Origin of the sequence: Wenzhouxiangella sp. 15190, from assembly GCF_003417465.1 — a bacterium.
GTDB lineage: Bacteria > Pseudomonadota > Gammaproteobacteria > Xanthomonadales > Wenzhouxiangellaceae > Wenzhouxiangella.
In genome coordinates this window covers 59,543-69,654 of record NZ_QVMV01000006.1, presented here as the reverse complement: position 1 = coordinate 69,654, position 10,112 = coordinate 59,543, and the positions used below count along the sequence as shown (strand labels likewise).

Here is a 10,112-nt window from a genome sequence, read left to right as displayed (position 1 = left end):
TCGGAAATGCCGCAGATCGTGTGGTGCGACCCGAGTGACAGTAGCCGTAGCTACGGCCGAGGGACGCAACGCGCGAGATGCGGCATTGCCGGCGAAACCCGGAGGGCTGGCGCCTTTGCGCCCGCGCAGAGTTGTTTAGTGGCTCCTTAGATACACCAGTCGGGCTTGGGCAGTCCGCCATAGCGGCAGGCCTCACGCACCGGGCCGTCCGGAAACAGGCGGTAAAGATCGCGGCTGCCGCGGCTGTCGGGACGGCGCTTGCGATACTCGGCAACGACAACGCGCATCAGGGGCGGATTGCCGTAGCGAGCGTGGTGGTCACGCACGAACTCGATCAGCCACCAGTGATCTTCACCGAGCTGCACGCCATCGCGGTCAGCCAGGGCCTCGGCCACTTCCGGAAACCAATGTTCGCGATCGACGAGAAACCCTTCCGCGTCGAGGCTGATCGGCTCTCCGGCCACGTAGAGCTGGCTGGATTCATCGCTCACAGTCTCAACACCCCGGCCGCGTCCCGGCACAATTGCTTGAACTCATCCGCTTCAATGGCGGTCACGCCGGAAGGGATCAAGGCCGACCGAGGCTGCCGGGCACGAAGCTCGGCGAGGTCGAAATCGATCAACTGTCGCCAGGGCGCGAAAACGTCGGGCTCGAGATGACCGCAGCCGGGGCCTTCGAAGACCACAACCAGCGCCAGTTCAAGGGTCGCACCGGCCAGGACCAGTTCGAGCATCTCCCGACTGCCAGGCTCGGCGGGCTCCATGCCGACCACGATCACCCACGGTTCAACCGTCATCGGCAACCCCGAAACACGCGACCTCCCGTGCATCGATCGCGACATTCCAGAATTCCACCAGGCTGGAGAGTACGAACGGCTCCGGGGGCGGCTGGTCGTGCCGGCGTATCCAGGAACCGCTGCACACCGCCAGGCTCACCCCGTGCCAGCCGGCCAGGCGCCGCCAGGCCGTCGAGGGCTCACCGTCGGCATGCTCGACCCCTTCGCCGTGGAAAAACACGAGCATACGGGCCTTCTCGTTGCGCCACGCCTCGACTCGACGCTGCCCCCGAAGGCTGGCATCGCTGCCCGGCCGGGCGCGAACCAGCAGGATTCGGTGATAATGTAGCGTTTCGCCCACGGGCCTGTCCTGTCACTACCTGGTGAATGCGCGGCGCCCGGTGAACCCACGACGCCATTTGCCGGTCTTAATGATCGTGACGCAATTCATGATGAAGACGCTTCTGACCCTGCTCATTGTAGCGACCGCGGCGACAGCCAGCGCTGTCGATACCGTGCGCCTGCCCGATCTGGGTGGAACCAGCACCGACGTGCTCTCGCCGAAAGAAGCCGAAAGCTTTCCGCGTGAGTTCGAACAATACATGCGCGCCAACGAGTTGCTGGTCGAAGACCCGCTCATACGGGACTACTTCAGCGACATGGGTTTCCGGCTGGTGTCGTATTCGGAAAATGCAGGCGAGCCCTTTCACTTCTTCATTCTGAACGAATCCAGCATCAATGCCTTTGCCGCCCCCGCCGGCGTCATTGCGCTGCATTCCGGCCTCATCCTCACCGCTCACGATGCCAGCGAGGTTGCCGGCGTGGTCGCGCACGAAATCGCCCACGTCACGCAGGATCACCTGGCCCGCGGCCTGGAGAACAACCAGCAGGTTTCCCTGCCGACCATGCTCGCGACCCTGGGACTGGCGATCGCAGCGGGTGCGGCAGGCGCCGATGGCGATGCCGCACAGGCCATCATGATGGGCGGCATGAGCCTGGCCCAGCAGTTCCAGATCAACCACACGCGACAGGCCGAAGCCGAGGCCGATCGTATCGGTATCGCCCTGCTCGCCCGGGGAGGTTATGAGCCGCAGGGCATGACACGCTTCTTCGAGCGGCTCAATCGCATCTCACGCGCCATGGGCGAAGGTCCGCCGGAATATCTCCGTACCCACCCCTTGACCGTCAACCGTATTGCCGAAGCGCGCACCCGTGCGGAGCAGCTGGAGGCACGCGATACGCGCGATCTGACGGATTTCCACTTCGTCCAGGCCCGTCTAAGGGCGATGATCACCGACGCCGCCGATGCCGAGGACTGGTTCCGCGCCCGGATCGAACGTGAATCCGATCGACCGGAAGCGGCCATGCGTTACGGGCTTGCCATGACCCTGCTGGGCGACCGCCGGCTCGAGGCAGCCCGTGAGCAGGTCGAATTGCTGCTCGATGCCGATCCCGACAGGCAGCTCTTTCAATTGCTCCAGGCCGAACTGCTCATCGCCGAGGACCGGGTCGACCGAAGCCTGAATATTCTGGAAGGGCTGTATCTGCAGTACCCGGGCAACCGCCTGGTCACCACCCAGTACGCCCGCACGCTCATGCATGAGCGCGACGTACAGCGGGCCGTGCGCGCATCCGAAATCCTGCGCAGCTACCTGCGCCAATATCCCGACGACGTGCAAATGATGGAACTCTACGCCCGTGCATCCGATCGCGCCGGCAACGAGGTGCGTGCCGCCGAGGCCCTGGCTGAAAGTTACTACATGCGCGGCGGCATCCAGGAAGCCATCGTACAGCTCGAACGCGTCAACGACCGCGATGACCTGAACTACTACCAGCGCTCGCGCGTCACCGCACGTCTCAACCAGCTGCGTGCCGAACGACTGCGTCTGACTTCGCGCCAGAGCGAACTCGAACCATGATCCGAGAGCGAATTGCCCTTGCGGCAAGATCGAGCAGCCGGAAATCGGGGACAGTCGGCTTTTCGGCCCGGGACGCCGGAAAGGCCGGATGAGCCAATGGCGTCCGACGGCCTCCGTCCAGGCGCTCCGGCAACGGGCAGAACTGCTCGAACGTGTCCGGGCATTCTTCGCCCGGCGGGGTGTGATTGAAGTCCAGACGCCGCTATTGACCGAATCGGGCGTGACGGACGTGCACATCGAGAGCATCGCGACCGACTCGCCCGCGGGCTGGCTGCGCACCTCCCCTGAATACTTCCACAAACGCCTGCTGGCCGCCGGCGTCGGTGATTTGTATGAACTCGGCCCGGTATTCCGCCGCGGCGAGGCGGGACGCCACCATCAGCCTGAATTCACCCTGCTGGAATGGTACCGGGTCGGCTGGACCTGGCGCCAGCTGGCCGAAGAAGTGGTCGAACTGATTCACGACGTGCTGGCAACAGATGCCGGCCATCGACCCGTGCGCTGGCTGGGCTGGAACGACTGTTTTCTCGAAACGCTCGATATCGACGCCCTGTCGGCCGACACCCGGGAACTCGAACGTCTCGCCGACGACGCCCCCGGCGGACTTGATCGCGATGCCCTGCTGGACTGGCTGTTCGCGACCCGCATCCAGCCCGGCTTCGAGGACGGCATGATCACGGTTGTCCACGACTATCCGGCCAGCCAGGCCGCGCTGGCCCGAATCAGTGAAAAGGATCCGCGCGTAGCCGAACGCTTCGAGGTTTTCCTGGGCTCGCACGAACTCGCCAACGGCTATCACGAACTCGGCGATGCCGCGGAGCAGCGAATGCGCTTCGAACGCGACAACCGCGCCCGGGCGGTCAACCAGCGGTCGAAGATGCCGATCGACGAACGTCTGCTCGATGCGCTGGAATCAGGCCTGCCCGATTGCTCAGGCGTGGCGCTGGGCTTCGATCGCCTGCTGATGGCAGCGCTGGGTGCGCCGTCTATCGCGCAGGCGGTGTCATTCGCGCACGACTCGGTGAGATGACCCGCCAACGCTCGATCAGCCGGTCGCGCCACAGCGCGAAGCGCTCCGGGAGGGCCAGGCCGTTGGGACGATACATTCGCCGGATCGTCGCGCCATCGACTTCCCTAGTCTCCCTGCCCGGCGTGCGCAGGACGAGGCGCACGGCTTCGGGCAGCGGACTATCCAGCCTTTGAGTCTCGAACCACTCGGGCAGCGCCGGCAATAGCCGACCTTCGGTGTCGCGGACACCCACCAGCCACGCGTGCGACACGTTGCCCGCTTCGGTTTCCAGGCGCCACAGGGAAATCGGTCGGCTGCGCGCAACGACCGGCGCATTTTTGGCGTCGGCCGAACGGGCCGGGACAACACGACGTTCGACCGAACCCGAACCGGCGGATGTCAGAATCTCGTCGACCGGGCTCGGCCACAACGGAACGAGCACGTGGCGTACCGGCACGGCCAGGCACAAAGCACTCAAGAGCAGCAGAACGCCACCACCCGCCAATCGGCGCAGCACAACAGAAGGCAGCCGTGGCATCATAATGTGTGAGAATATAGCATGTAGAGTGAGTCGAACAGTCAATCAGAAAAAGCCTTTTGCCCGGCTCCGCGGGGGACTCAAGTCAGGAGCTTCGGGGACTGAAAACTAGCCGGAGCAAACATGGAGAACGGAATAAGGGTTCGACCCGCCCGCAGTTCGGAGGTAGCCACCCTCGCCAAACTGGTCAAGTCGCGACTGCCCGACATGATGTCGCAGGTTCGTCGCGCCGACAGTGTCGAATCGCACCTGGCCGACTTGATTCCGGACAATGCCCTGATCGTGGCGACCCACGGCACCCGCCTGGCCGGTCTGGGCGCCCTCGATCTGGATCACCGCCGGATTCTGGCCTGCTACCTTGACCCCGAGGTGGCCACGCCCGACACCCCGCGACGCCTGTTCAACGAGCTCGAACGGCGCGCACTGAGGTTCGGCATTCGCAAGTTGCACGGTGTGGCCCGCAAGCGGGTGACCGGATTCATGCGCTCGCTCGGCTACGAGTCGCGGCCCGATCCGGATGACGAGAACAACATCCTCATCTCCCGTGACCTGCTCGAGCTGGCCGACGAGGACACCCTCGAAATCCTGCGTCTGTGCGATGAACTCGGCGTTCCCGAAGACTACGGCGTGGCGCACCGTATGCCCCTGGTCTCACAGGCCAGCGATCTGACGTTCGCCGGCAGCGACATCTTCCAGCGCGAGCAGCGCCTGATTCCAGACGCCGCCGATGCCTTCAAGCGCATGCGCGATGCGGCCATGACTACCGCCGCCATCGAGCTCCAGCTCGTCTCCGGCTATCGCGCCGTGGCCTACCAGGCCAACCTGTTCCGCCGCAAACTCGACCAGGGCCACTCGATGAAGGAAATCCTGGCGGTCTCCGCACCGCCGGGCTTCAGTGAGCACCACAGTGGTCGAGCCATCGACGTCACCACGCGCGGCGTGAAGCCCCTCCAGGAGGAGTTCTCACAGACCCAGGCATACGAATGGCTGCTGGGTAACGCCCGGGTATTCGGCTTTCGGGAATCCTACCCGCGCCACAACCGGCACAACATGGCGTGGGAGCCCTGGCACTGGTACTTCACCCGCTAGGAAAATCTTCGCGAAGATTTTCTGACAACTCTAGGTGCGGATGGACTGCCAGGCGTCCAGGGCGCGGCGGCGGGTGGCTTTCAGATCGACGATGGGTTTCGGGTAGCCGAGTGATTTCGCCTCCGTGGCGCCCAGAGGTTGGTGGATCTGTTTGCCCTCCCCTGTGCCGAGTTCCGGGCACCAGCGCCGGACGTAATCGCCACTCGGGTCGAACTTTTCGCCCTGCAGAACTGGATTGAAAACCCGGAAATAGGGTGCGGCATCGGCGCCGCTGCCGGCGGTCCATTGCCAGCCCTGCGAATTGTTGGCCAGGTCGGCATCGACCAGGGTCTCCCAGAACCACCGCGCACCATCCTGCCAGGGAATGAGCAGGTTCTTGGTCAGGAAGGAGGCGACGAGCATGCGCACCCGGTTGTGCATCCACCCCGTCTCCCACAACTCACGCATGCCGGCGTCGACCATGGGAATGCCGGTCCGCCCGCGCTGCCATGCGGCCAGATCGTCGGCGTAGTCGCGCCGATCGCGCCAGGGGAAGGCCCGAAACGCCGGCTTGAGGGATCGCTCCGGCATGTGCGGGAAGTGCCATAACAAGTGATGTGAGAATTCCCGCCAGGCCAGTTCACTGGTGAACACCATGCGGCCCTTTCCCCGCGGCAATTCACCGGACGGCTCGAGGGCGCGCACGATCTGTCCGGGGGATATCTCGCCGTAATGCAGATGCGGCGACAGGCGCGAGGTCCCGCTTCGGTCGGGTCGGTCACGCAGCGCATGGTAGTCGAGCGCCTGATCGGTGAATGCTTCCAGGCGACGCCGTGCGCCGAGTTCTCCGGGCGACCAGCAAGTGCCAAATTTCTGCGGCCAGTCGTGGTCGGGCAGCAAACCGAGTTCGCCCAGCGCCAGGCTGGCCGGCCAGCGGCGCGGCGCAGCAAGCTCACGGGGTTCGGCGTGATAGCCGGGCGGCAGCCAGCGTTTCTGTACCTGCTTCCAGAAAGGCGTGAAGACCCGGTATGGCTCCCCGTCGGCCTTGACCCCGTCCCAGGGCTCGACCAGCAGGGATCCTTTGAAACTGCGGGTCGTTACGCCGTCACGGCCGAGCCGCCGCTTGATACCCCGATCGCGCTCGACCGGGCCGGGTTCGTAGCAACGGTTCCAGTACACCGCCCCGGCGCCGGTCACCCGGCGAACCCGATCGATCGCCGCCAACGGATCGCCGCTGGCCAGTATCAGCCGGCTGCCCCGATCGCGCAGCCGCTCGTCGAGTTCGGCCAGTGATCGGTGCAGCCACCAGCGACTCGCGGCGCCGGGCGACCACGGGGCTTCGCCCCCGGGGTCGAACACGAACAGGGGAACGACCCGCGCATGTTCCCGGCGCGCATGGTCGAGTGCGGGATTGTCGGCCAGGCGAAGATCCCGGCGAAACCAGACAATGGCGGTATCAGACATGACCGGATTGTCGCACCCGATGGATCAGGATCCCATCAGCAGTCCACGACTACCGGCTGAAGCCGGATCGATCGGCCAGGCGACCGATTGCTCCAAGCGTTCAAAATCCAAGTACCAAGCACCAATTTTCAAACAAATCTCAATGATCGAAATTTCTAATCACCGAAACGAACCGGGGCGCTTCGAATGCTTCGGGCCATGTTTTTGATCATTCGATGATTGAAACACTGGTCCTTGTTTGTGTATTGGTGCTTGAAATTTGAAAATTACAAGAGCGATCCATTGCCTGAAGGCGAGGAATATACGGATACCCTATCGGGGACTCTAAACTGTTCAGCCGGCAGAACGCCGCTGTAGCCGCGCAGCATCCGATCGCCGCGCTTCCAGTTCCTCAAGGTAACCGTCGTCGAGGCCCGTGACGTATTCACCGCTGAAACAGGAACTGTCGAAACCGGTGAGCCGCTGGTTCTTGCCCCGCACCGCTTTTTCCAGCGCGTCCAGGTCCTGGTAGATCAGCCGGTCGGCGCCGATGACCTCGCGGATCTGCTCTTCCGTGCGACCGGATGCCACCAGTTCGCTGGCCGCGGGCATGTCGATGCCATAGACGTTGGGATAACGCACGGGCGGCGATGCAGAGGCCAGGTAGACCTTCTTCGCGCCAGCCTCGCGGGCCATCTGGATGATCTGCTTGGAGGTCGTGCCGCGCACGATCGAGTCGTCGACCAGCAACACGTTCTTGTTGCGAAACTCCAGGGAGATGGTATTGAGCTTGCGCCGCACCGAACGCACGCGCTCCTCCTGGCCGGGCATGATGAACGTCCGGCCGATGTAGCGGTTCTTCATCAGCCCCTCGCGATACTTCACGTCGAGCTGGTGCGCCAGCGGCAGGCAGGCCGTGCGGCTGGTGTCGGGCACGGGAATGACGACATCGATGTCGTGATCGGGCCACTCCCGGAGAATACGCTCGGCCAGCGCCTCGCCCATGCGCAGCCTGGCCTTGTAGACCGAGAGATCGTCGATCATCGAATCCGGACGCGCGAAGTAGACGTACTCGAACATGCACGGTGTATACGACTCGGCATACTCACTCACGCGCCGGTGCAGTTCACCCTCGAGGGTCACGAACACGCATTCACCGGGTGCGATGTCGGAGACGAAATCGAAGCCGAGGATATCGAGGACCACCGACTCGGAAGCGACGATGTACTCCGGCCCTTCCGGCGACTCGCGCCGACCGACCACGGCCGGGCGAATGCCGTTGGGGTCGCGAAAGGCCACCAGGCCGACGCCGGCAATCAGCGCTACCGCCGCGTAACCACCCCTGCAGCGCCGGTAGACGCCGTCGACGGCGGCAAAGATATCGGCGGGCTCGAGCCCGTTGCGCGCATAGTCGGCCAATTCGTGAGCGAAGACGTTGAGCAGCACTTCCGAATCCGACTCGGTATTGATGTGCCGGCGGTCCTCGGAAAACAGCTCCTCGCTGAGCCGGTCGCTATTGATGAGATTGCCGTTGTGGCCCAGGGAGATGCCGCAGGGCGAGTTGACGTACATCGGCTGGGCCTCGTCGGGACGGTCGCAGCCGGCGGTGGGATAGCGCACATGGCCGATGCCGACTTCACCGTTCAGCCCGGAGACGGCCTCCTCGGAGAAGACGTCGCGCACCAGGCCCAGCCCACGGGCCGAGCGCATCCGCCCATTGTCAAGGGTGGTCATGCCGGCCGCGTCCTGGCCGCGGTGCTGCAGGATGGTCATGGCGTCATAAAGCCGGGCCGCTACCGGTGAGCGACCCACGATTCCGATGATTCCGCACATGTCAGGCGTCAGCCTCCGTAGTGACTTGTTCGGTAACGACTTTGTCGGGCAGATATTCCTGGATGGACTCGGGGAAGAAACCGACCAGCCAGGTCGCCATTCGCTCCATCTCGGGCAACAGCGTCGATTGCTGCCACCAGGGGTCGGCCACGAACGGCGTGAATCCGGCGATGATCACCGCCACCAGCACGATGGCGAGGCCACGAAGCGCGCCGAACAGGGCGCCGAACATGCGATCGGTCCCGCTCAGTCCGGTGCTGTCGACGAGTTTTCCCAGCAGGTAGTTGATCAATCCGCCGATGGCCAACACGACCAGGAATATACCGACGAAGGCGATGATCACGCGTACCGAGGGGACCTCGATCACGCCTTCGAGTTGCACCGCCAGCGGGCCGGCCGCCTGCAGCGCCGCGTACACCGCCGCGATCCACACCAGCAGGGAGAACACCTCCCGCATGAAACCGCGAAACAGGCTGACCACCATCGACAGCAGGATAATGCCGATAATGGCGTAATCCGCCCAGTTCATGGATGGGAAACCACGATTCCTTCAAGGCCCTGTTCTTCGCGCAATTTCTCGAGCAGGCGCTCGGCGTCGGCGCGCTCGTCATGGGTTCCGACCCGCACCCGCCAGATGGTTCGCCCCCCGGAATCCTCGCCGAACATGAACGCGTCGAAGCCCGCATCGCTCAACTGCCCGACCAGCCGCTCGGCATTGTTGCGGCTGGCAAAGGAACCGACCTGGACCGACAGACCCTGCCGATCGGCGGCCGCGGCTTCGTTCGACAATTCACGCGTGACCGGATCGACGCCTGCCACGGTGGCGGCAATCTGGCCGCGCGCCTGTTCGGCCGTTGCTTCGTCCTGGTAGGGTCCGGTTCGTAGCCGGAACAGCTCGGCCTGGTCCCGGATGAGTACGTCCATGAAGGCTCGGTGCCCGAGATCCTCCAGGCGCTGGCGGATCGAATTGGCCGTCTCGCGATTACTGAAAACGGCCACCTGAACGGCCCAACCCCCGTCGGTCGAAGAGGATGGCACCGTTTCGGACTCGTCCGGTTCTTCACGCACCGGCTCGGTCTCGGCCGGCGTCGTTTGCTGCCCGTCATCTCCTTCAGCGGATTGCGCCTCGGGCTCCGGCAGCGGCTCGACTTCTTCGACTTCTTCCGACTCGGCCGGCCGGGGCGCTTCCGGCTCCGGGGACTCGTCGTCGCCCGTTGCGCCCTGCTCCCGTTCAACGGGTTCAGGCCGGGACGCCTCCTCGACCGGACGCGGCGTCTCGGTCCGGGGCTCGGACGGCGGCGGTTCGGCCTCGCTTTCGCCCGGCGGCTGCCGCGCCTGGTCGGGATCCAGTGCCAGCCGCCGCACCCGGCGATCACCGGCATCGCGCTCGGGCAGGTCCAGGGCCAGTTCACGCTCTTCGACGTCGGCGCCATCGCCGTTGTCGAACAGCATGGGGAGGAAGATCACCGCCAGGGCAATCAGGATGCTGGCGCCAACCAGCCGCTGCTTGAGAACCTTGTCCATACG

At 64.4% G+C, this 10,112-nt stretch carries 11 protein-coding genes; 3 read left to right on the top strand and 8 right to left on the bottom strand.

Going from position 1 to position 10,112, the window contains the following annotated elements:
• Positions 1-146: 146 nt before the first annotated feature.
• Genes DZK26_RS01195 through DZK26_RS01185 form a run of 3 tightly spaced genes read right to left on the bottom strand, consistent with a single transcriptional unit; the run spans position 147 to position 1,136 of the window.
• Positions 147-491 carry a TusE/DsrC/DsvC family sulfur relay protein gene (locus DZK26_RS01195; protein WP_181918371.1) on the bottom strand — a complete coding sequence of 115 codons (345 nt, stop codon included), beginning with the start codon at positions 489-491 and terminating at the stop codon, positions 147-149.
• Positions 488-796 (bottom strand): hypothetical protein, encoded by a 309-nt coding sequence (locus tag DZK26_RS01190; protein ID WP_116898067.1) that lies wholly within the window; start codon positions 794-796, stop codon positions 488-490. The genes DZK26_RS01195 and DZK26_RS01190 overlap by 4 nt, the downstream gene beginning before the upstream one ends.
• Positions 786-1,136 (bottom strand): hypothetical protein, encoded by a 351-nt coding sequence (locus DZK26_RS01185; protein WP_116898066.1) that lies wholly within the window; start codon positions 1,134-1,136, stop codon positions 786-788. The genes DZK26_RS01190 and DZK26_RS01185 overlap by 11 nt, the downstream gene beginning before the upstream one ends.
• A gap of 88 nt (positions 1,137-1,224) precedes the next feature.
• Between DZK26_RS01185 and DZK26_RS01180 the strand changes: the two genes are divergently transcribed.
• Together DZK26_RS01180 and epmA are read left to right on the top strand one after the other, a co-directional pair.
• Complete coding sequence (locus tag DZK26_RS01180) at positions 1,225-2,694, top strand: M48 family metalloprotease (RefSeq protein WP_181918370.1); 1,470 nt, start codon at positions 1,225-1,227, stop codon at positions 2,692-2,694.
• A gap of 88 nt (positions 2,695-2,782) precedes the next feature.
• Positions 2,783-3,724: an EF-P lysine aminoacylase EpmA gene (gene epmA / locus DZK26_RS01175; protein ID WP_116898064.1), complete on the top strand. Its 942-nt coding sequence runs from the start codon at positions 2,783-2,785 to the stop codon at positions 3,722-3,724.
• Here epmA and DZK26_RS01170 read toward each other — a convergent pair.
• Positions 3,681-4,220, bottom strand: a complete 540-nt coding sequence (locus DZK26_RS01170; protein WP_116898063.1) for a hypothetical protein — start codon at positions 4,218-4,220, stop codon at positions 3,681-3,683. The two genes, epmA and DZK26_RS01170, sit on opposite strands and share 44 nt — an antisense overlap.
• A gap of 144 nt (positions 4,221-4,364) precedes the next feature.
• Here DZK26_RS01170 and DZK26_RS01165 point away from each other — a divergent pair, with 144 nt between their 5' ends.
• Positions 4,365-5,330, top strand: coding sequence for a M15 family metallopeptidase (locus DZK26_RS01165; RefSeq protein ID WP_116898062.1), 966 nt, complete (start codon positions 4,365-4,367; stop codon positions 5,328-5,330).
• A gap of 30 nt (positions 5,331-5,360) precedes the next feature.
• On the opposite strand, the gene DZK26_RS01160 is transcribed toward DZK26_RS01165, so the two are convergent.
• The 4 genes from DZK26_RS01160 to DZK26_RS01145 form a co-directional block, all read right to left on the bottom strand.
• A complete protein-coding gene (locus DZK26_RS01160; RefSeq protein ID WP_116898061.1) occupies positions 5,361-6,773 on the bottom strand; it encodes a deoxyribodipyrimidine photo-lyase in 1,413 nt (470 codons plus the stop codon).
• Positions 6,774-7,106: 333 nt separating this feature from the next.
• Positions 7,107-8,585 (bottom strand): amidophosphoribosyltransferase, encoded by a 1,479-nt coding sequence (gene purF, locus DZK26_RS01155; RefSeq protein ID WP_116898060.1) that lies wholly within the window; start codon positions 8,583-8,585, stop codon positions 7,107-7,109.
• 1 nt (position 8,586) lies between these two features.
• The gene (locus DZK26_RS01150) at positions 8,587-9,114 is read right to left on the bottom strand and encodes a CvpA family protein (RefSeq protein WP_116898059.1); all 528 of its coding nucleotides are present in this window, start codon (positions 9,112-9,114) and stop codon (positions 8,587-8,589) included.
• Positions 9,111-10,109 carry an SPOR domain-containing protein gene (locus DZK26_RS01145; protein ID WP_116898058.1) on the bottom strand — a complete coding sequence of 333 codons (999 nt, stop codon included), beginning with the start codon at positions 10,107-10,109 and terminating at the stop codon, positions 9,111-9,113. Before DZK26_RS01145 ends, DZK26_RS01150 begins: the two co-directional genes overlap by 4 nt.
• Between the last annotated feature and the right edge of the window lie 3 nt (positions 10,110-10,112).

Bases quoted from the DNA above. Each gene is read 5' to 3' on its own strand.
- DZK26_RS01180 (WP_181918370.1), top strand. From the start codon at position 1,225: ATGATGAAGACGCTTCTGACCCTGCTCATTGTAGCGACCGCGGCGACA.
- epmA (WP_116898064.1), top strand. From the start codon at position 2,783: ATGAGCCAATGGCGTCCGACGGCCTCCGTCCAGGCGCTCCGGCAACGG.
- DZK26_RS01160 (WP_116898061.1), bottom strand. From the start codon at position 6,773: ATGTCTGATACCGCCATTGTCTGGTTTCGCCGGGATCTTCGCCTGGCC.
- DZK26_RS01150 (WP_116898059.1), bottom strand. From the start codon at position 9,114: ATGAACTGGGCGGATTACGCCATTATCGGCATTATCCTGCTGTCGATG.
- DZK26_RS01145 (WP_116898058.1), bottom strand. From the start codon at position 10,109: ATGGACAAGGTTCTCAAGCAGCGGCTGGTTGGCGCCAGCATCCTGATT.
- purF (WP_116898060.1), bottom strand. From the start codon at position 8,585: ATGTGCGGAATCATCGGAATCGTGGGTCGCTCACCGGTAGCGGCCCGG.
- DZK26_RS01190 (WP_116898067.1), bottom strand. From the start codon at position 796: ATGACGGTTGAACCGTGGGTGATCGTGGTCGGCATGGAGCCCGCCGAG.
- DZK26_RS01165 (WP_116898062.1), top strand. From the start codon at position 4,365: ATGGAGAACGGAATAAGGGTTCGACCCGCCCGCAGTTCGGAGGTAGCC.